This window comes from Pelomonas sp. Root1217, assembly GCF_001425705.1.
Classification (GTDB): domain Bacteria; phylum Pseudomonadota; class Gammaproteobacteria; order Burkholderiales; family Burkholderiaceae_C; genus Pelomonas.
Map to the genome: position 1 here is coordinate 346,109 of NZ_LMDC01000023.1, position 18,929 is coordinate 365,037.

The window sequence follows — 18,929 nt, forward strand, 5'->3', positions numbered from 1 at the left end:
CCTGGGTGAAGGCGCCGCCGTCTGCTGCGGCGGGCTGCCCCATGACTGTGGCATGGCCGGCACGCGTCGCAAGCTCGGCTCGCGACGTGATTGTTCACCGCTGACTGAAGAAGGCCACGCGCTCCTCGTCTGCGGGGTGGGACGAGATCGCGATGGCCAACGGGTTGTTGTCCACCGTTGCATGCTTCTTGGCCAGACGCTCGAAAAACACGGCCATGCGCGAGGTGTCCACGCCGCCGGCCCGGGCCAGTGTGCGGCCGTAGAGGTCCGCCTCGCGCTCGTTGTCGCGCGAGTAGGCGTTGCTCGCCAGCAAGGCTGGTGCCGCGGCAAGCAGCGTGGAGAAGTCACCCACGATGACCGAGGCGACGACGCCGACCGCACCCGCCCGCAGCATCAGCCGCAGGCCGTGACGGTGACGCACGTGACCCAGTTCGTGCGCCAGCACGGTCATCACGGCGTCGGGCTCGTCGGCCAGCAGTTCCAGCAACTCGTCGGTGATGACGATGTCGCCGCCGGGCAGCGCAAACGCATTCGGTCCCAGCGCCTTGCCACCGTTGCGGAAATGGATCTCGAAGCGCTCCGGCACCGCCGGCCCACCGTCAGCGCGGGCTCGCGCGATGGCCTTGGTCCAACGGTCTTGCCAGACCTGTTGCTGGGCCGTGCTGAGGGCGCTCGGCTTGAGCCAATCGCCGTCCAGACCGTTCAACAAATGCTCGCCCAGAGTCCGCTCAGCGGACTGGGGCAGCGCGTCGACGGCGGTGTCGACCGCCCACGGCAGTCCCCAGCGCCAACCCGCTGCCAAGCCCGCCGCCAGCAACACCAGCGCCAGCAGCGCCAGCAGCCAGCTCTGCTGCCACTGCACGATGGCACTGTCACTGCGACCGGACGCGCTCGCCCAGGCATCAAAGGCCGTGGCATCGGCAAAGCTCAGCAGCCCGCCGCCGGGCAGCAGGATCTGGCGCTGACCATGGCGCTGGCGTTCGGGCCAGGTCAGGCCCGACAGCGGCGCGCTTTGCTCACCGAAGTGCAGCGTCGCACCGTCCATCCAGACCTCAATGGGCCGCGCGCGGGCGCTGCGCCCATCAAACCAGTCCGCGGCGAGGCGGGGCGAAGCATCCATCACAGGCCCATGTCGATGCCGAAGAAGTCGCCGGCGATGTCGCCCGTCGCGTCGGCGTGGCCGGCATGGGCCGCGGCCACCCAGTCGGCCGGGTCTTCGTCGCAGCCGATGCTGACGGCCTGCAGGCGCAGCCGCGCCGTGGCGATCGCCGCGAAGGGCCGGTACAGGCCCAGGGTCAGGCCGGTCAGCAGCCAGTTCTTCAGCGTCAGGCCGAACAGGGACGAGAAGCTCAGCGTGCTGCGAAAGCGCAAGGCTTCGCTGCGCGTGCCGCTCCAGGCCAGGTTCTGCATGCGTGCGGCGCTGTAAGGCATGACGACCGCGAAATACAGCAGGTAGGCGAGCAGCACGCCAAAGCCCAGCGCGGCCATGCTGACGACACGACCCATGCTCTGCTGCATGGTGCTGCCCAGCGCGACGAACAGCGCGATCAGCACGCCGGCACCGATCATGGGCAGCAACGAGACGCCAATGGTCTTGAGCCCGAGCAGATAGACCTTGGCCACCGACAGCTTGAGCCGGGCATGCTGTCCGGCGATGCGGTAGCCGTTGTGCTGGTAGCGCTTGAACAGGGTCAACGACCAAGGCATCAGGACCATCATGGCCAGCAGGCCGACGACGTTCAGCCACAGCGCGGGCGTCATCCCGCGGACGGCGCCTGGGCCTTCGGAGGCCATCAGTGCGGTGCCGGCGACCATGACGATGGCCGGCAGATAGCTGGGTGCGCAGGCCAGGTAGGCCCCTTGCAGCGACCCCTCGAAGCGCAGGCGCAGGCCACGCCAGCTGGTGTTGCCCAGGCGAAACTGCATCGAGGCCCGCCACAGGGCCGGCCAGACGGCGCACAGGATAAGGAAGGCGATGAAGGCCGCCAGTTGCGACAGCCGACCCGCACCGCTGTAGACACCCATCAACACGACCAGCAGCACGAAGCCGCGGAACATCTTCCACGGGTCGCCATGGAAACTCAGCGCCTGCCCGTCGACAAGGGTGTTGGCATAGAAGTAGCGGATGCGCCTGGCCTTGGCGAAGGGCAGGTACAGGCCCAGCGTGACGAGGATGAGCAGCAGGTTGACCGACCAGATGCGGAAATACTCGCTGCCCGAGCCGGTGAAGCGGATGTCGAGCACCCGCGGCGCGGCGGGCGGCGTGGCGACGGGGGCCGCATCGGCCGCGACGTCGAGTTCTTGCATGGAATCTCCCTGTTAGCGGGCCGCTGTTCAGCGCGGCGTGCCGGCCGAGACTTTGGCGGCGGTCAGCCTGCCCGGCAACTCTGGTTTGCCAGGCCCCGTCATGGGATTTTTCACGGCTGCCTGAAGAAGGCGATGCACTCTTTGTCGGTCGGGTGGCTTGAGACGAAGCCGAAAAGGCCCGGGCCGAGTCGTCGCCGTCGCGTCCGAAACAAGCATTCATCCTCCCTCCGACTTCCTTTGTCCCGGCTTCCTGGGACGGCGTCGGTGTCTGAGCGGCAGCACTGTGCAGGGCGCCCTCCCTGCTGGCAACCCCTGCTTGCGGTGGCTGTCGGCCGCAGCCGACAGGCCTTTTTCACGGGCAGTTCGCCAAGAAGCGCTCGCTAGAATCATTTCGACTTGTGACCCCCTTGCCTGCCCTATGACGATGAAGTTGATCGGTTCTCTCGCCAGCCCTTACGTGCGCAAGGTTCGCATCGTGATGGCCGAGAAGAAGCTCGATTACCAGTTGGTGCTCGAAGACGTCTGGGGCAGCGACGCCATCCTGAAGATGAACCCGCTGGGCAAGGTGCCCTGCCTCGTCATGGAGGGCCAGGATTCGATCACCGGCGCCGTCTTCGATTCGCGCGTCATCGTCGAGTACGTGGACACGCTGTCACCGGTGGGCAAGCTGATCCCGGAGCGCGGCCGCGAGCGCTGCGAAGTGCGCACCTGGGAAGCCCTGGCCGATGGCATCGTTGACGCGGCCATCCTCGTGCGCCTGGAGCGCACCTGGGCCCATCGCCCCGCCGAACAGCGCAGCCAGGCCTGGATCAACCGCCACCTGACCAAGGTCACCGCCGCGCTGGCCGCAATGAGTCAGGGGCTGGGCGAGAAGCCCTGGTGCTCAGGCAACCATTTCTCGCTGGCCGACATCTCCGTCGGCTGTGCCCTGGGCTGGCTGGAGTTCCGCTTCCCCGAGATCAACTGGCGCGAGTCGCATCCGAACCTGGCGCGTCATATGGACAAGCTCTCGCAGCGGCAGAGCTTCGCTGACACGATCCCAGCTTGATCAGGCGATCAGCAGTTCCCTCGAACGCACATGCAGCAGGCGCACCACGCGCCAGATGCGGCGCTCGATCTCCGCGACGTCCAGCTTCCACAGCGTCGCGATCTCGGCCAGCAGCAATCCCTGCGCCAGCAGTGTGAGCAAATGGCGGCTGGCCTGATCGATCTGGCGGCCGGCGGGGCTGGCATCCAGCGGCGCGGCGGCCTGGCGGGCCGTGACCATGGGGCTGCGCTCGATGCCGAAGGCCGCCAGCGCCTGGCGGGCCAGTTGAGGGTTGAACATGGAGCGGCGGCCGTGCAGGCGCGTCAACGCCTCGACGAGACCGGCACCGCTGCCGTCGTCCACGTGATAAGCATTGGCGCCGGCACTCAGCGCGGCGAACAGTTGCAGGTCATCCGCCGTCGGCGTCAGCAGCAATAGCTGGGGCCGCACCGGCAGGCGGCCAAGTTCATGGGCGACACGCATCGCATGGCTGTCGACCAGGCGCAGGTCGCTGGCGACGATGTCGGGCGCCAGCGCGGCGAGTTCGTCCAGCGCATCGGCCAGCACGGTGCTGCTGCCGGCCAGCTCCACGCCGTCGGCCTGCAGCAGCAGCGAGCGCGTGCGGTGCAGCGTGGGCTCGCTGAGACGGAGGAGATAGACGGTAGGCATGTTGCGCGGATGTAACCGCTGCGCATTGTGCGCGTTTTGGTCGTCGCCCCCCTAATTTGTAGTCATCCTCCCCCGTGACTGCGCGCCCCTCGTCCAAGGAGTACCTTGGCCGGTCCCCCGAGGGGACGGCGATGCTTGCCGGATTGACCGGCAAGCACATCGCCAACGCGGGCCGGCTAGGGAGCGGCCCGTCGCTCGGCCCGAAATTCAAGCAGCAGCTGCGGTGCGTTCAATGGCGCCCTGGGGCGCAAAACTGTGGGCGCTGGCCAGCGGCCAGTAGATCCTGAAGGTGTTGTGCCGCATGTCGCCGCGCAGCAGCGAACCCGGTTCCACGAAAGGCAGCAGGTTGGCCAGCAACCTGACCTCGTGCTTGTCCAGGCGGTGCACGATGTGCTGGGCCGTGATTTCCTGCGGATGGCACAGGCCGGCGGCCTCGACGAGTTCCTTCAGCGCCTTCAGCGTGCCCTGGTGGAAGTTGGCGACGCGCTGGGCCTTGTCGGGCACGACGATGGCGCGCTGGCGCACCGGGTCCTGCGTGGTCACGCCCGTCGGACAGTGCCCGGTGTGGCAGGCCTGGGCCTGGATGCAGCCCAGGGCGAACATGAAGCCGCGCCCGGCGTTGCACCAGTCGGCGCCCAGGGCCATCAGGCGCACCAGGTCGAAGGCGGTCGTGACCTTGCCGGCGCAGCCGATCTTGATCTTGTCGCGCAGGTTCAATCCGACCAGCGAGTTGTGCACGAGCAGCAGGCCCTCCTGAACCGGCGCGCCGACATGATTGGTGAACTCCAGCGGCGCGGCGCCCGTGCCGCCTTCGGCGCCATCGACGACGATGAAGTCGGGCGTGATGCCGGTCTCCAGCATCGCCTTGCACACGGCGAACCACTCCCACGGGTGGCCGATGCACAGCTTGAAGCCGGTGGGCTTGCCGCCCGACAGCGTGCGCAGCCTGTCGATGAACTGCATCATCTCGATGGGTGTCGAGAAGGCGCTGTGCCGGGCTGGCGAGATGCAGGCCACGCCCTCGGGCACCCCGCGGGCGGCGGCGATCTCGGCCGTCACCTTGGGGCCAGGCAGCACGCCGCCATGGCCGGGCTTGGCGCCCTGGCTGAGCTTGAGCTCGATCATCTTGACCTGCGGGTCGCGGGCAGCGGCCTCGAAGCGCTCGGGGCTGAAGCTGCCATCGTCATTGCGGCAGCCGAAATAACCCGAGCCAATCTCCCAGATCAGGTCGCCGCCATGCACGCGGTGGTGGGCACTGATCGAGCCTTCACCCGTGTCGTGGGCGAAGCCGCCCAGCTTGGCGCCCTTGTTCAGCGCCAGGATGGCGTTGGCGCTGAGCGCGCCAAAGCTCATCGCCGAGATGTTGAAGACGCTGGCCGAATAGGGCTGGGCCCGGCCCGCGCCGATGGTGATGCGGAAGTCGTGGCTGGTGAGATGGGTCGGGGCCAGGGAATGGTTGATCCATTCATAGCCGCGCGCGCTGACGTCGAGCTGGGTGCCGAAAGGTCGCTGGTCGGCCTCGCCCTTGGCGCGCTGGTAGACGATGGAACGCTGGGCTCGCGAGAACGGCGCAGCGTCGTTGTCGCCCTCCAGGAAGTACTGGCGGATCTCCGGGCGGATGAATTCCAGCAGGAAGCGCAGATGGCCGATGACGGGATAGTTGCGCAGAATGGAATGACGCGTCTGGCGGGCGTCGCGCAGGCCGAGCAACGTCAGGCCCAGGAAGACGACGACCAGCACGCCGTCGACGAGGCCGCCCATCCAGCCGATGGCGAAGAACAGCGCCAGCAGGCCGCACAGCATCCAGGTCAGATAGCGCAGCGGGAAATACTCGTTGATGCGTCGTGTCCAGCTGGGCCAGGCAAGCATGAGGGGTCCTTAAACCGTGACCGACGGATGCTATAGCCCGCGGCCCTCACAATTGCCCGCATCAACCCTCAAGGTAGCTGTCGATGAAGTCCTTTTTCTCCACGCTGGGCTGGCTGTTCTCCAAGGCCTGGTGGCTGCTCGATGGCACGCGCCGCGCGCTGATGAATCTCTTCGTGCTGCTGCTCCTCGTCATCTTCGTCACCGCCGTGGCGACGCGCGGCCCCAAGCCGCTGGCCGACAAGACGACGCTGGTGCTCAAGCTCGACGGCAGCCTCGTTGAGCAGTTCTCCGGCAGCCCCCGCGAGCAGCTGGCCGCCCAGGCCCGCGGCCAGAGCGTGCCGCACCAGACACGGCTGCGCGACGTGCTCGCGGCGCTCGACCAAGCCGCCAAGGACGACAAGATCAGCGCCCTGCTGCTGGACGTCGAGGAGCTGCAAGGCGCAGGCCTGGCCGGCTTGCACGAGGTCGTCGGCGCACTGCAGCGCTTCAAGCAAAGCGGCAAGCCGGTGCTGGCCTATGCCGACAGCTACAGCCAGCGCGGCTACTTCCTCGCTGCCCAGGCCGGCGAGGTCTATCTGCACCCCATGGGCATGGTCGGCATCGAAGGCTTCGGCCGCTACCGCACCTACTACAAGGATGCGCTGGACCGCATCGGCGTGACGCCGCACGTCATCAAGGTCGGCACCTACAAGAGCTTTGCCGAGCCCTACACGGCCAACGGCCCCAGCCCCGCCACCGTTGAGGCCGAGGGCCTGGTCTATGGCGAGCTGTGGAACGGCTTCACCGCCAGCATCGAGGCGGCACGCAAGCTGGAAGCCGGCAGCATCGCCAAGGGCATCGCCGAGCTGCCACAGGTGCTCGCCGCCGCCAACGGCGACCCGGCCAAGCTGGCCCTGCAGGCCAAGCTGGTCGACGGCCTGAAGACGCGCGACGAGATGCGCGAGCTGCTCATCGCCAAGGGCGCCAAGGATGAGGAGAGCAAGAGCTTCCGCCAGATCGCGCTGAACCAGTACCTGGCCTATGTGAAGGACGCCGGCACGCCCAACAAGCTGCAGCCTGGCATCGGCATCGTCGTGGCCGAGGGCGAGATCGTCGACGGCGATGCCGGCCCGGGCCGCATCGGCGGCGACTCCACGGCCCGCCTGATCCGCAAGGCCCGCGAGGACGAGGCCATCAAGGCCGTCGTGCTGCGCGTGAACTCGCCGGGCGGCAGCGCCTTCGCCTCAGAGATCGTGCGCCGCGAGCTGGAGCTGACGCGCAAGGCCGGCAAGCCCGTCGTCGTGTCGATGGGCGACGTGGCGGCCTCGGGCGGCTACTGGATCTCCATGGCCAGCGATGCCGTCATCGCCGACGCCGGCACCATCACCGGCAGCATCGGCGTGTTCGGCATGCTGCCCACGGCCGAGGGCCTGATGGACAAGCTGTCCCTGCACACGGGCGGCGTGACGACGACCTGGCTGGCGGGCGGCTACGACCCGCGCCGCCCGCTGGACCCGCGCCTGCAGGCCACCGTGCAGGCCAGCATCGACAACATCTACGGCCGCTTCACCAGCCTCGCCGCCCAGGCACGCAAGAGCACGCCGGAAAAAATCGATGCTGTCGCGCAGGGCCGCATCTGGACGGGGTCGCAGGCCAAGGAGCGCGGCCTCGTCGACCGCCTGGGCAGCTTCGACGATGCCGTGCAGGCGGCCGTCCAACTGGCCAAGCTCGACGTGAAGGCGGGCGACAAGCCGCGCCTGGCCTATGTCGAGCGCGACCTCAGCCGCAGCGAACGCCTGCTGGCCTCGCTGACCGACACGCTGGCGCCGTCCATCGCTGCGGCCATCGGCAACGCATTGGGGCTGGACGCCCTGCCTGTGCCGGTGCGCGAGGAGTTGGCGATGCTGAAGGACCTGTCGCGGTTCGCCGCCCGCGGCCAATGGGAAAAAGCCGCCGCGGTGCACTGCCTGTGCGGCGCGCCCTGACCAGCGAACCGATTGACCGGGCGGCTTCTGCCAGTCCCGGCTTCAAGGCCAGTGGCGCTGGAAGACTGCAGCCACTTCGGGATGCTGCTCCACGCGCAGCAGCTGCGCGAAAAAGCTCGGCCGTTCCGCCTGCAGCATCGGCCGCGAGCCCGACCACTTGGACACCACCGTGGCCAGCAGCTCCAGCGCGCCGGGCACGCCGGCCTCGAAGCCGATCTCGAACTGGTCAGCGAACAGCCGCCAGTGCTCGTGCAAGCGGGCCCGCGTGCCAGCACGGATCTGCGCCTTCATCGCGTCGTCGCAGGGCTCGCACCAGCGCTCCGGGTAGTCGATGACGCTGATGGCTGCGTAGCAATTCGCCGCCACGTAGACCAGGCCTCGCACCGCCCGCGCCCGCGCACTGGCGTCGGCGGGCAACAGCAGTCCCGGCGGTGCCGTCAGCCCCAGGTGGATGAGGATGGCGGCGCTTTCCGTCAACACCGTGCCGTCGGCCAGCACCAGTGTCGGGATCTGCCCCAGCGGATTCACGCGCAGCAGCTCATCGCGCCCGGGCCCGGGGTTCCACGAGGCTGCATCCACGCCCGTGTAAGCCAGGCCGGCGCGCGCCAGTGCCGCCTCGATGGCCGCTGAACCCGAACCCTTGGTGCCGTACAAGGTCAACATTGCCATGACTCCTTCATCGAGCGTGCTCTCAAACGTGCAAAATCGTCTCACATCATGAGCTCCGGCCCCGCCCTTCCTCCTTCCCGGCATCCGGTCGTCAAGCCCAGCTTCGGCCGCGTCAGCGTCGGCGTGCATGGCCGCGTCATGGTGTCGATCGCCGAGGGGCCTTTCGACGCGCCGCTGATGGCGGCCGTCAAGCGGGCCGTCGCGCTGGCCGGCAAGCGCCTGCCCGCGGACCGCCGCTTCGGCGACCTGCTCGAGATCCGCGGCAGCCTGCAGATGGACGCCGATGCGCTGCAGGAGCTGCGCGCCAGCATCGATGCCTTCGGCTCGCGCGGCATCGTCTCCCTGTCCACCGTCTTCCTGGTGCGCCCTGGCCTCCCTGGCATCGAGCGTCTGCCGGCACTGATGGACATCTGGCGCGCCAGCCGCCCGGTGCGCCGTGCCGATAACTTCGAGACTGCCTGGGCCTTGGTCAACGCCGACCTGGCTGCAGCCGGCCTGCCCACGCAAGAGCCGCCAGTGCGCCGATGACGGACGCGCCCGGCCTGCAGTGGCCCCTCGACGCCAAAGGCAAGCGCGCCACCGGTGCGCCGGGCCAGCGCATCATCGCGGCCGCCTTGCGCGGGCTGGACGCAACCGCGGCCGACGCCATCGCCGCCGAACGTGACTGGCGCCACGCCTACCCGGCCCATTGGCGCGCCTTGGTGCAAGCTCAAGCGGCCCGGCCCTTGGGCGTCGTCGCCTCGGCACGCGCCGGGCTCGCCGCGGCCTGGCGCGAACTGCCCTTCATGCGCGCCAGCCAGCCCCACGCGCTGGCCGAGGCGATGAGCACGCCCCAACGCCGCCTGCAAACCCTGCAACTGCAGGGCAGCGGCGATGCGGCTCCGGCCCGCTGGACCGTGCCTCACCAGGGCCGCGAACTGCATGGCGACGCTCTGGCCCGCCAGATCGATCGCTGGGAGAAGGCCGGCATCTGCGAGGCCGCCCACGCGGGCGCGCTGCGCGACTGCCTGGCTCATCCCGAATGGTTCGACCTGTCCGACCAGCACCTCGTATTGCTCGGCGCCGGCAGCGAGGCCGGGCCGCTGGCGTGGCTGGCGAGATGGCGCGCCAACCTCGTCGGCATCGACCTCACCCGCGCCGCGACCTGGAAGCGCATCGCCGCCACTGTCGCCGCCGGCAATGCAAAGCTGACCGCGCCCGTCGCGTCGGGCCAGCCGCTGGACGTCGCTCGTGCCGGCGCCGACCTGCTGGCCGATACACCGGAGATCGCTGCCTGGCTGGCGTCGCTGAACCAGCCGCTGTCCATCGCCAACCTCGCCTATCTGGACGGCGAACGCCATGTGCGCGTGTCTCTCGCCATGGACGCCGTCAGCGCAACGCTGTGCGCCGCCGACGCCCGCACCCAGCTCGCCTACATGGCCACGCCGACCGATGTCTTCGCCGTGCCGCAGGAGCTGGCGCGCGACGTCATGCGCCGTTATGCCGAGCGCGGCCTCGTCAAGAAGCTGGCCCAGTTCGGCGCCCGGCTCTCCAGCCGGGGGCGCGGCTTCGCGCCGCACATCGAGAGGCTGATCGACGCGGGCGATTTTGGCCAGTGGGGACTGGTCGACGCCCTGGTTGTCGAACAAGGCCCCAACTACGCGCTGGCCAAGCGGCTGCAGCAGTGGCGGGCCCTGGTGGCCCGCGCCGATGGGCACCGCATCGCCTTCAATGTGGCGCCCAGCACCACGACGGCCTCGGTCGTCTCCAATGCGCTGCTGGCGGCGGGCTTTCGCGGCGCCAAGGCTTTTGGCGTCGAGGTCTTTGCGCCGGCGACGACGAACGCGCTGATGGCCGCGATGTGGGTGCACCAGCTGCGCACGGCGCCGCGCGACTTCGCCCACCCGCTCAAGCTGCTGGTGCACACCGCCAACCACGGCGGCCTGTGGCGCCTGCCCTACCGGCCGCGCTCGGTGCTGCCGATGGCGGCGCTGCTGGGATTCGTCAAGCGGCGGTAAGCTCTGTCGCCAAGGCTCGGTACAGTCGCCCGGCCCCGACGGTCATGAACTCCCCAGACGCCACGCCCCTGTACGAGCAGCCTGACGCTCACGGATTCGGTCGCGTCACGGTCGGCTTCCTGGGTCGGGTCATGCACTACATTGCCCAGGGGCCGTTCGACGCCGCGCTGATGGCAGCAGCCAAGCGCGGCACCAATATCGCGGCGGAGCGCATTCCGGCAGACAGGCGCTATGTCAGCCTGATGGAATTTCGCCAGCCGCTGGGCATGGACGACGAGGGCTTGCGCGAATTCAAGGAGACGGTGGGCGGCTTCGTGCAGCGCCAGACCGTGCCCCTGGCCACCATCCTGCTCGTCGCACCTGGCGATGAAGACGCCCTCATGGTGCTCGACATGGTGGCCGTCTACCGGCAGAGCCGCCCCTGCCAGGTCTGCACGGACGCCACCGCCGCCTGGGACGAAGTCAACCGCGTGCTGCGCAAGGCCAACCTGCCGGAGCAACCGCTTCCTCAGAGCATCGGGCAAGCGTGAACGCCCGCCTTTTCAGCCCGCCAGCTTGACCTCTGCGGCCTCATGGATCTCCAGCCCCGCAGGCTCGGACGCCAGCGTCGCCAGCGCTTTGCCGAACTCGCGCGAAGCCGGCACGCGAAAGTGGACTTGCAGCGCGGCCATGTCGCTCCATTTCTCGACGAAGACCAGGCGCAGCGGGTTCTCGGTGTCGCGGTGCACGGCGTGCGCGATGCAGCCGGGCTCGGCACGCGAGCGCTCGACATGCTGCCGGCTGAGCTTGAGCACTTCGTCGAAATGCTCAGGGCGGACTGTGACATGGCCGAGGACGAGGATCATGGGCGTCTTTCAGAAAGGCCAGGGGCGTTGCTCGGGCCGCAGCTGTTCCCAGACGGCACCCAGCGCCAGCACACCGGCGTCGTCGAAGCGCTGGCCGACGATCTGCAACCCGATCGGCAAGCCGGTCGACGTGTAGCCTGCATTGATGGACAGCGCCGGCTGCTCGCTCATGTTGTAGGGCAGCGTGAAGGCAATGTGCTCGAAGGGCCGGGCCGGGTCGTGCAGCGGGCTGGCGAGATGGGCCGGATAGGCCGGCATGGGCGCCACGGGCGACAGCACGAAGTCAAACGGTTCGCAGGCCGCGTTGGCCGCTTCGCGCAGCGCCTGCATCTGGCTGTAGCCCCGGAAGACCGTACCGCCGTCATAGCTGGCCGCGGGTGCGACCCAGTCGAGGATGTAGGGCAGTACCTTGGCGCGGCGCTCTGGGGCGAGGGCCGAGATGTCCAGCCAGGAGCGCATGCGCCAGAAGCGGTCGATGCCTTCGGCCATCTCGCGCGTCGTGAAGGGGGCGAGCGGGTCGACGAGGGCGCCGGCCTGCTCGAAGGCGCGTGCGGCGGCAGTGATGGCAGCCGCAACTTCGGGTTGCGCGGCTTCGCCCCAACCGGCGTCCATCAGCAGTCCGATGCGCAGGCCTTGCAGGTCAAGGGGGCGAACCATGAAGTCGACCGGCGGCAGTTGCGTCGGGTCACGCGCATCCGGCTGGGCCAGCGTCCCGAGCATCAGCGCCGCATCGGCCACGGTGCGCGTCAGCGGCCCGGCCACGCGGCCCGCATACCCCGGCTTGATGGGCACGCGGCCATGGCTGGGCTTGAGGCCGACCAGGCCGCACCAGCCTGCCGGCAGGCGAATGGAGCCGCCGATGTCGGTGCCCAGGTGCAAAGGCCCATAGCCCGCGGCAGCGGCAGATGCGCCACCTGCGCTGGAGCCGCCCGGTGTCATCGCAACGTCCCAGGGGTTGCGCGCCGGCTCGGCGTAGAGGCTGGACAGGCCCGAGCTCAGCATGCCGTAGTCGGGCATGGTGGTGCGCGCCCAGGCGATGGCGCCGGCCTCGCGCAGCCGCGCGGCGGGCGGAGCCTCGAAGTCGGCCGTCGCGCCATCGGCCGTCGCGGCGGTGCCCAGGCGGTAGCTCGCGCCGGGGACGGCGATGTTTTCCTTCAGCGTGACCGGGATGCCGTCGAGCGCCAGCGGTGTGCCCGCGCGCCAGCGCGCCTCGCTTTCGACGGCAGCTGCGAGAGCTGCCTCGGCATCGACGGCGCACAGCGCATGCAGTTCGGCTTCGCGCGCCTGCGCTTGGGCCAGCACGGCCCGGATGACCTCTACGGGCGACAGACCGCCGGAACGGTAGGCCGCCAGCAGCTCGGCCGCGCCGAGGGCGGCAATCACTTCTTCAACTGCTGAGCAGCCTTCAGCATAGCGTCGATGTGGCCGTCGGGATTCATGCTGGCATGCACGGCGGCGACCTTGCCGTCGGTGCCGATCAGATAGGAGACGCGGTCGGCCATGGTGCCCGGCACCATCTTCAGCGTGACGTCGTAGTCCTTGATGACCTTGCCACCGGCGTCGGCGGCGACGGCAAACTTGTTGCGGCAGGCCTCGACGCTGAACTTCTTCAGCGTCTCGATGTCATCGTTGGACATGCCGATGACCGTCGTGCGCAGCGCCTTGAACTTGTCGGTCGCCTCCGCGAACTGGTGGGCTTCGACGGTGCAGCCGCTGGTGAAGGCCTTGGGATAGAAGTACAGCACCACCGGGCCTTGCTTGAGGGCCTCGGCCAGCTTGAACTTGAAGGACTGGCCGCCGACGGCGGCGTCCGCGCTGAAGTCGGGTGCCGGGGCGCCGACGCTGAGGGCGGCCTGGGCGGTGGGAATGAGCAGGGCCGCGAACAGGGCGGTGAACAGGCGTCGTGACATGGCAAGCCTCGGTGGATGAGGCCCGCAGGATAGCCAAGCCGCAATGGCCCAGCAGCTTCGTGGGTCAGCCGCCCCTCAGAAGGCCATCGACCAGCCAACGCTGCAGCGCGCCGATGACGGCCGGCGCAGCAGCTTCGGCGTCGCCAAGCTGCACGGCTGCGCGTTCACACAGCAACGCGAATGGGGCATCCGCAGCGACCGCAGCGAGCAAAGCAGTCTCCAACGGCTCCAGTGAGCGCCAGCGGGTCTCGCCAGCCTGGCGCCAGGCCAGCAGCGTGTGTTCATGCGCCACCGGCTCAGGCAGCTCGGGTTGGTCGTCGCCGGACTCCGGCTCCCACTCGCGCAGCACGCGCCAGGCGGGCTCGATGGCGTAGGCCAGCACCACGCGCTGCACGCTGGGCTGCAACTGAAGCACCAAGCCGGCCCAGTCGTCGGGGCTCAGCGCGGCCAGCATGCCCGACTCCAGCGGGGGAGCCTCGGCGGCATCGAAGGCGCCACGCAGAGCCCAGTCCATGCGCGCGAAATCGACCAAGCTGGCATGCGGCACGAGCTCGTCGTCGGCCGCGGCCATGAAGTCGGCCAGCTCATGGCCGAACCAGCGGATGGACGGGTGCTGGCTGGGCCGCGCGGCGAGATAGGCCTGGCCCAGGGCTTCGAAAGCCTCATCGCCCAATGCCCGGGCGAGCACGGTGTAGTTGTCGGTCAGCGCCGCCACGAGGCGGGCGCGATAGGCATGGCGATAGACCTCCAGGCCCGTCGCGTGGTCGCCAGCGAGCAGGTCGGCCGCGTCGGCACCGTCGCGGATCGCAGCGGCCAGCCGCTGCTGTTGCTGGATCACGCTCATGAGGTGATCGCCAGACGGCGGGCCACGGCCAGTTCGGCCAGCAGGCTTTCCAGCGGCGGGATGTGGTCGTCGCGCTCGATCATCGTCGGCACGGCGCCGAAGCGCTTCACGGCATGCTGGTACAGCGCCCAGACCTCGTCGCGCACCGGATGGTCGTGCGTGTCGATGACGATGTCGCCGCGGTCCTCATGGCCGGCGAGGTGGATCTGACGCACGGGCTCGACGGGGATGGCGTCGAGGTAGGCGACGGGGTCGAAGCCGTGGTTGCGGCCGGAGACATAGACGTTGTTGACGTCCAGCAGCAGCCGGGCGCCGGTGGCCTTGAGCAGCTGAGCGATGAAGTCCCACTCCGTCATCTCGTCGGCCGCGAAGCGCACATAGCTGGACACGTTCTCGAGCACCAGCGGCCGGCCGAGGATGTCCTGCACCCGGGCGATGCGTCCGCCCACGTGGTCCAGCGCCGCGCGCGTGAGCGGCACGGGCAGCAGGTCGTGCAGCTGGCTGTGGGCATCGGCGCTCCAGCAGAGGTGGTCGGACACCCAGCCGGGCTCAAGCCGGTCGGCCAGTGCCTTCAATTCGCGCAGATAGCCCAGGTCCAACGGTGCGGGCCCGGCGACAGACAGCGACACGCCATGCATGACCAGCGGGTAGTCCGCCCGGATGCGCTCCAGATGCGCCATCGGCGGCCCGCCGGGCACCATGTAGTTCTCGGAAATGATCTCCAGCCAGTCGGGGCGCAGGCCAGCATCCACGCCCGCCTCGAAGGCCGCGTAATGCTCGACGCGCAAGCCGAGGCCAAAGCCTTGGATGTGGGTCATGGGGCATCGACAAATGCAACCACAGAGGCACAGAGACACGGAGAAAAGCGGGCCATGCCGCAAGCTCAGTGCCTCAGTGCCTCAGTGCCTCTGTGGTTGCATTGGGATTGAAACACCGCGCCGAGGCGAGCCCGACGCGGTGTGCGTGCGGCTAGATCAGCCGATTACTTTTCAACCTTGCCGCCGGCCTTGGTGCATTCGTCAGCCGACTTCTTGCTGACCCAGCCCTGGCCCTTGCAGCCGTTGTGGCCCTTGCAGTCGCTCTTGGCGGTCTTGCACTCGGAGGTGCCCTTGCAGCCGTTCACGCCGGAGCACTTGACCATGCCGTCGGCGGCCATGGCGGTCGTCGGCACGGCGGTGGCGAACAGGGCAGCAGCAGCGGCGGCGATGCCCAGGCCGGTCTTCAGGGATGCATTCATGTGGAGTCTCCAGAAAAGGAAGTGGTTGAGATCGGGTAATCACCACAGGTCGATCCGAATTGACTCGCATCGACTTGCCAGCGTCCGTCGGGGGCCCTGCCCTACTCCTTACAGCCGACACGCAAGAAACCCAGTTTGCCCCCAGAGCGGGGCTTTGCCCAGCCCACCCGGGGGACGCAAGGCCCCTTGGGCGGCCCTGCGCGGCCTGGATTACCTGCCGTTATGACCGCAATGGCGCGTGGCATTCGTCATGGTCCGGTGCCAGCCGCTAGAGTCCGGCAGCTTGCTGCCAACCTCTTTCATGCTGAACACCGAAACACCGAGCACCCGGCATCCCGACCTGGACACCTACGCCACGCCGGCCCTGCTGGATGCATTCATCGACGACCAGACCGCCGCCGTCGCCGCCGTCAAGGCCGCCGCGCCGCAGCTCGCCGCCGCTGTGGACGCGGCCCTGCCGCGTATCCGCGCCGGCGGCCGCCTGCTGTATGCCGGTGCCGGCACCTCAGGCCGCCTGGGCGTGCTGGACAGCGTGGAGCTCTACCCCACCTTTTCCTGGCCGCGGGAACGGGCCGTGGCCGTCATCGCTGGCGGCCAAGGTGCGATGTTTGTCGCCGTCGAAGGCGCCGAGGATGACCGCGCCCAGGGTGCCGCCGACCTGAACGCGCTCAAACCCGGCCCCAATGACGTGGCCCTGCTGCTGGCCGCGTCCGGCGGCACGCCCTATGTGCTGGGCGCCATTGAAGCCGCCCGCGCGGCCGGCGCATTGACCATCGGGTTCGCCAACAATCCCGGCGCGCCTGTCACCCAGCAGGCGGAGATCGGCATCGTGCTGGACACCGGCGCCGAGGTCATCTCCGGCAGCACGCGGCTCAAGGCCGGCACCTCGCAGAAGATCGCGCTGAACACCTTCTCGTCGGCGCTGATGGTCAGGCTCAACAAGGTCTACGGCAACCTGATGGTGGATCTGAAGGCCTCCAACGTGAAGCTCGTCAAGCGGGCGGTGGCGCTGACCGTGCGCGCCTCGGGCGCGAGCGAGGCCGATGCGCAGGCTGCGCTGGCGCAATGCGACCACCATGTGAAGACGGCGCTTGTAATGCTCAAGCGCGGTCTCGGGGCTCCCGAGGCGCGGGCCCTGCTGGAGAAGGTCGACGGCAACGTCGGCCGGGCTCTGGCCACGTGAGCACAGCACAACGTTCGCCTTGGGCGTGGGTCCCCACGCTCTACTTCGCGCAGGGCATCCCGTATGTGATGGTTGTGGTGCTGTCCACCACCATCTACAAGAACCTCGGCATCTCCAACACCGAGGCCGCCTTTTTCACGAGCTGGATCTACCTGCCCTGGGTGATCAAGCCGCTGTGGTCGCCCCTGGTCGAGCTGTTCGGTCGCAAGCGCCAGTGGGTCACGGTGCTGCAGTTCCTGATCGGCGCGGCGCTCGCGAGCGTGGCCCTGACGATTCCGGTGGCTCAGGTGCTGCAGTGGTCGCTCGCGATCTTCTGGCTGATTGCCTTCGCTTCGGCTTCGCACGACATCGCCGCCGATGGCTATTACATGCTGGCCCTGCCCCAGCACAGCCAAGCGGCCTTCGTGGGCGTGCGCTCCACCGCCTATCGCCTGGCCAACATCGGCTGCCAGGGGGGCCTGGTCTACCTCAGCGGCTTCATAGAGAAGCGCACCGGCAGCTTCATCACGGCCTGGTCGGCCATCTTCTGCGTGGTCGGTGTCGTCTTCCTGTTGCTGGCCCTGTGGCATCTGAAGGTCCTGCCGCGACCCGATGCGGACCGGCAAGGCCCCGGCCGGTCGGCAGCCCATGGTTTCATGGCCGAGTTCCGGGAAGACTTTTCCAGCTATTTCGCCAAGCCGGGCATCGTCGTCACGCTGGCCTTCCTGCTCCTATACCGCTTCCCGGAAGCACAGCTGCTCAAGCTGGCTTCGCCATTCCTGCTCGACCCCGTCGACAAGGGTGGCCTGGGGCTCAGCAACCAGGAGGTCGGGTTCGCATACGGCACCGTCGGCCTGATCGCGCTGACCGTCGGCGGGCTGGTGGGCGGCTGGATCATCTCGCGCATCGGCCTCAAGAAGGCGCTGTGGCCGCTGGTGCTGGCCATGCACGTGCCCAACGTCGCCTTCCTGCTGCTCGCGATGACGCACCCGACCAGCCTCGCGGTCATCAGCGCCGCGCTGGCCGTCGAGCAGTTCGGCTACGGCCTGGGCTTCACCGCCTATCTGATGTACATGATCCACGTGGCCGAGGGTGAGAAGAAGACCGCACACTACGCCATCTGCACGGGCTTCATGGCGCTGGGCATGATGATTCCCGGCATGTGGAGCGGCTGGCTGCAGGACCACATCGGCTATGTGCCCTTCTTCGCCTGGGTGCTGGTGGCCACGCTACCGAGCTTCATCATGGCGGCGCTGATCAAGGTGCCGGACGATTTCGGCAAGAAGGTCGACGCGTGAAGGACCGGATCCTCAGCCTCGACGCCTTCCGCGGCTTCGCCATCGCGTCCATGCTGCTGGTCAACAACCCCGGCGACTGGGGCAACGTCTACGCGCCGCTGCTGCACGCGCACTGGAACGGCTGGACCTTCACGGACTGGGTCTTCCCCTTCTTCATCTTCATCAGCGGCATGGCGATGACGCTCAGCCTCGGGCGCCGCTCGCAGGCCGGCGCCAACAAGACGGCGCTGCTGCTGAGCACGTCACGCCGGGCGCTGGTCATCATCGGCATCGGCCTGCTGCTCAACCTGATTCCCAGCTTCAATTTCGAGACCCTGCGCATCCCCGGCGTGCTGCAGCGCCTGGGCCTGTGCACGCTGGCCGCGGCGCCCATCGTCATCTGGTGCAGCGCACGCGGCGTGGCGCTGTGGGCCGTGCTGTTGATGGTCCTCTACTCGGCAATACAGCTCTGCTTGCCGGTGCCCGACGCAGACGGCATCGTCCACGTCGGCCTGCTGGAGCCGGGCAAGGATGCGGGCGCCTGGCTGGACCGCCTGCTGCTGGACGGGCATCTGTGGAAGCAGGCCAAGGTCTGGGACCCCGAAGGCCTGCTGTCGACGCTGCCTGCCGTGTCGACGCAACTGCTGGGTGTGCTGGCCGGCTATGTGCTGGCCTCCAAGAGGCAGCCTGCCGACAAGGCCATGACCTGGGTGCTCTATGGCCTGGCGTCGCTATGGCTGGGCCAGGTGCTCGACTCGCTGCTGATGCCCATCAACAAGTCGCTGTGGACGCCGTCCTTCGTCTTCGCCATGGCCGGCTGGGCCTTGCTCGTCTTCGCCGTCTTCTACTGGCTGCTGGATGCCATGCCACAACCGCTGGCCCGCCAGCGCTGGGCGCGCGTGTTCCACCCGCTGGTCGTCTTCGGCATGAACGCCCTCTTCCTGTTTGCGCTGTCGGGGCTGGTTGCCAAACTGCTCTACACGGTCAAGCTCGGCGATGGCCGCAGCCTGGGCCGAGCGCTCTACCAGCCCCTCCTCGACCTCGGTCTCGCGCACAGGAACGCCTCACTGCTGCATGCGATCGCCTTCGTGCTCGTCATGTACGCAGTGGCCTGGGTGATGTACCGCCAACACTGGTTCGTGAAAGTCTGAT

The 18,929-nt window shown here is 68.4% G+C and carries 19 protein-coding genes; 8 read left to right on the forward strand and 11 right to left on the reverse strand.

Features of this window, described 5'->3' with window-relative positions; genetic code table 11:
* Positions 1-94: 94 nt before the first annotated feature.
* Together ASC95_RS15870 and ASC95_RS15875 are read right to left on the reverse strand one after the other, a co-directional pair.
* Positions 95-1,120 (reverse strand): M48 family metallopeptidase, encoded by a 1,026-nt coding sequence (locus tag ASC95_RS15870; RefSeq protein WP_057298685.1) that lies wholly within the window; start codon positions 1,118-1,120, stop codon positions 95-97.
* Positions 1,120-2,307, reverse strand: coding sequence for a YjgN family protein (locus tag ASC95_RS15875; protein ID WP_057298686.1), 1,188 nt, complete (start codon positions 2,305-2,307; stop codon positions 1,120-1,122). Before ASC95_RS15875 ends, ASC95_RS15870 begins: the two co-directional genes overlap by 1 nt.
* 424 nt (positions 2,308-2,731) lie before the next feature.
* Here ASC95_RS15875 and ASC95_RS15880 point away from each other — a divergent pair, with 424 nt between their 5' ends.
* Positions 2,732-3,355, forward strand: a complete 624-nt coding sequence (locus ASC95_RS15880; protein ID WP_057299047.1) for a glutathione S-transferase family protein — start codon at positions 2,732-2,734, stop codon at positions 3,353-3,355.
* Here ASC95_RS15880 and ASC95_RS15885 read toward each other — a convergent pair whose 3' ends face one another.
* Positions 3,356-4,003, reverse strand: coding sequence for a response regulator transcription factor (locus tag ASC95_RS15885; RefSeq protein WP_057298687.1), 648 nt, complete (start codon positions 4,001-4,003; stop codon positions 3,356-3,358). It lies immediately after the preceding gene.
* 207 nt (positions 4,004-4,210) lie between these two features.
* The gene (locus tag ASC95_RS15890) at positions 4,211-5,872 is read right to left on the reverse strand and encodes an FMN-binding glutamate synthase family protein (RefSeq protein WP_057298688.1); all 1,662 of its coding nucleotides are present in this window, start codon (positions 5,870-5,872) and stop codon (positions 4,211-4,213) included.
* 83 nt (positions 5,873-5,955) lie between these two features.
* Here ASC95_RS15890 and sppA point away from each other — a divergent pair, with 83 nt between their 5' ends.
* Complete coding sequence (sppA, locus tag ASC95_RS15895) at positions 5,956-7,836, forward strand: signal peptide peptidase SppA (RefSeq protein WP_057298689.1); 1,881 nt, start codon at positions 5,956-5,958, stop codon at positions 7,834-7,836.
* Between the two features lie 42 nt (positions 7,837-7,878).
* Here sppA and ASC95_RS15900 read toward each other — a convergent pair whose 3' ends face one another.
* Positions 7,879-8,499 carry a glutathione S-transferase gene (locus ASC95_RS15900; RefSeq protein ID WP_057298690.1) on the reverse strand — a complete coding sequence of 207 codons (621 nt, stop codon included), beginning with the start codon at positions 8,497-8,499 and terminating at the stop codon, positions 7,879-7,881.
* A gap of 54 nt (positions 8,500-8,553) precedes the next feature.
* On the opposite strand from ASC95_RS15900, the gene ASC95_RS15905 reads away from it, so the two are divergent.
* Genes ASC95_RS15905 through ASC95_RS15915 form a run of 3 tightly spaced genes read left to right on the forward strand, consistent with a single transcriptional unit; the run spans position 8,554 to position 11,032 of the window.
* Positions 8,554-9,033, forward strand: coding sequence for a hypothetical protein (locus ASC95_RS15905; protein WP_057298691.1), 480 nt, complete (start codon positions 8,554-8,556; stop codon positions 9,031-9,033).
* A complete protein-coding gene (locus ASC95_RS15910) occupies positions 9,030-10,502 on the forward strand; it encodes a hypothetical protein (protein WP_057298692.1) in 1,473 nt (490 codons plus the stop codon). Before ASC95_RS15905 ends, ASC95_RS15910 begins: the two co-directional genes overlap by 4 nt.
* 44 nt (positions 10,503-10,546) lie before the next feature.
* The gene (locus tag ASC95_RS15915) at positions 10,547-11,032 is read left to right on the forward strand and encodes a hypothetical protein (RefSeq protein ID WP_057298693.1); all 486 of its coding nucleotides are present in this window, start codon (positions 10,547-10,549) and stop codon (positions 11,030-11,032) included.
* A 12-nt stretch (positions 11,033-11,044) separates the two neighbouring features.
* On the opposite strand, the gene ASC95_RS15920 is transcribed toward ASC95_RS15915, so the two are convergent.
* From ASC95_RS15920 to ASC95_RS15945, 6 genes are all read right to left on the reverse strand, one after another.
* A complete protein-coding gene (locus ASC95_RS15920) occupies positions 11,045-11,347 on the reverse strand; it encodes a putative quinol monooxygenase (RefSeq protein WP_057298694.1) in 303 nt (100 codons plus the stop codon).
* 9 nt (positions 11,348-11,356) lie between these two features.
* The gene (locus tag ASC95_RS15925; RefSeq protein ID WP_157256382.1) at positions 11,357-12,727 is read right to left on the reverse strand and encodes an amidase; all 1,371 of its coding nucleotides are present in this window, start codon (positions 12,725-12,727) and stop codon (positions 11,357-11,359) included.
* On the reverse strand, positions 12,727-13,257 hold the full coding sequence (locus ASC95_RS15930; protein ID WP_057298696.1) for a peroxiredoxin: 531 nt from the start codon (positions 13,255-13,257) through the stop codon (positions 12,727-12,729). The genes ASC95_RS15925 and ASC95_RS15930 overlap by 1 nt, the downstream gene beginning before the upstream one ends.
* Positions 13,258-13,321: 64 nt before the next feature.
* Entirely contained in the window at positions 13,322-14,101 is a 780-nt protein-coding gene (locus ASC95_RS15935; RefSeq protein ID WP_057298697.1) for a DNA-binding domain-containing protein, read from the reverse strand.
* Positions 14,098-14,919, reverse strand: a complete 822-nt coding sequence (locus ASC95_RS15940; RefSeq protein WP_057298698.1) for a DUF692 domain-containing protein — start codon at positions 14,917-14,919, stop codon at positions 14,098-14,100. Before ASC95_RS15940 ends, ASC95_RS15935 begins: the two co-directional genes overlap by 4 nt.
* A gap of 164 nt (positions 14,920-15,083) precedes the next feature.
* A complete protein-coding gene (locus tag ASC95_RS15945; RefSeq protein WP_056200244.1) occupies positions 15,084-15,338 on the reverse strand; it encodes a hypothetical protein in 255 nt (84 codons plus the stop codon).
* 301 nt (positions 15,339-15,639) lie between these two features.
* Between ASC95_RS15945 and ASC95_RS15950 the strand changes: the two genes are divergently transcribed.
* Genes ASC95_RS15950 through ASC95_RS15960 form a run of 3 tightly spaced genes read left to right on the forward strand, consistent with a single transcriptional unit; the run spans position 15,640 to position 18,928 of the window.
* The gene (locus tag ASC95_RS15950) at positions 15,640-16,521 is read left to right on the forward strand and encodes an N-acetylmuramic acid 6-phosphate etherase (RefSeq protein ID WP_057299048.1); all 882 of its coding nucleotides are present in this window, start codon (positions 15,640-15,642) and stop codon (positions 16,519-16,521) included.
* Entirely contained in the window at positions 16,518-17,798 is a 1,281-nt protein-coding gene (locus ASC95_RS15955; protein WP_057298699.1) for an MFS transporter, read from the forward strand. The genes ASC95_RS15950 and ASC95_RS15955 overlap by 4 nt, the downstream gene beginning before the upstream one ends.
* Complete coding sequence (locus ASC95_RS15960) at positions 17,795-18,928, forward strand: acyltransferase family protein (protein ID WP_057298700.1); 1,134 nt, start codon at positions 17,795-17,797, stop codon at positions 18,926-18,928. Before ASC95_RS15955 ends, ASC95_RS15960 begins: the two co-directional genes overlap by 4 nt.
* The last annotated feature ends 1 nt before the right edge of the window (position 18,929 follow it).

Bases quoted from the DNA above. Each gene is read 5' to 3' on its own strand.
- ASC95_RS15870 (WP_057298685.1), bottom strand. From the start codon at position 1,120: ATGGATGCTTCGCCCCGCCTCGCCGCGGACTGGTTTGATGGGCGCAGC.
- ASC95_RS15875 (WP_057298686.1), bottom strand. From the start codon at position 2,307: ATGCAAGAACTCGACGTCGCGGCCGATGCGGCCCCCGTCGCCACGCCG.
- ASC95_RS15880 (WP_057299047.1), top strand. From the start codon at position 2,732: ATGAAGTTGATCGGTTCTCTCGCCAGCCCTTACGTGCGCAAGGTTCGC.
- ASC95_RS15885 (WP_057298687.1), bottom strand. From the start codon at position 4,003: ATGCCTACCGTCTATCTCCTCCGTCTCAGCGAGCCCACGCTGCACCGC.
- ASC95_RS15890 (WP_057298688.1), bottom strand. From the start codon at position 5,872: ATGCTTGCCTGGCCCAGCTGGACACGACGCATCAACGAGTATTTCCCG.
- sppA (WP_057298689.1), top strand. From the start codon at position 5,956: ATGAAGTCCTTTTTCTCCACGCTGGGCTGGCTGTTCTCCAAGGCCTGG.
- ASC95_RS15900 (WP_057298690.1), bottom strand. From the start codon at position 8,499: ATGTTGACCTTGTACGGCACCAAGGGTTCGGGTTCAGCGGCCATCGAG.
- ASC95_RS15905 (WP_057298691.1), top strand. From the start codon at position 8,554: ATGAGCTCCGGCCCCGCCCTTCCTCCTTCCCGGCATCCGGTCGTCAAG.
- ASC95_RS15910 (WP_057298692.1), top strand. From the start codon at position 9,030: ATGACGGACGCGCCCGGCCTGCAGTGGCCCCTCGACGCCAAAGGCAAG.
- ASC95_RS15915 (WP_057298693.1), top strand. From the start codon at position 10,547: ATGAACTCCCCAGACGCCACGCCCCTGTACGAGCAGCCTGACGCTCAC.
- ASC95_RS15920 (WP_057298694.1), bottom strand. From the start codon at position 11,347: ATGATCCTCGTCCTCGGCCATGTCACAGTCCGCCCTGAGCATTTCGAC.
- ASC95_RS15930 (WP_057298696.1), bottom strand. From the start codon at position 13,257: ATGTCACGACGCCTGTTCACCGCCCTGTTCGCGGCCCTGCTCATTCCC.
- ASC95_RS15935 (WP_057298697.1), bottom strand. From the start codon at position 14,101: ATGAGCGTGATCCAGCAACAGCAGCGGCTGGCCGCTGCGATCCGCGAC.
- ASC95_RS15940 (WP_057298698.1), bottom strand. From the start codon at position 14,919: ATGACCCACATCCAAGGCTTTGGCCTCGGCTTGCGCGTCGAGCATTAC.
- ASC95_RS15945 (WP_056200244.1), bottom strand. From the start codon at position 15,338: ATGAATGCATCCCTGAAGACCGGCCTGGGCATCGCCGCCGCTGCTGCT.
- ASC95_RS15950 (WP_057299048.1), top strand. From the start codon at position 15,640: ATGCTGAACACCGAAACACCGAGCACCCGGCATCCCGACCTGGACACC.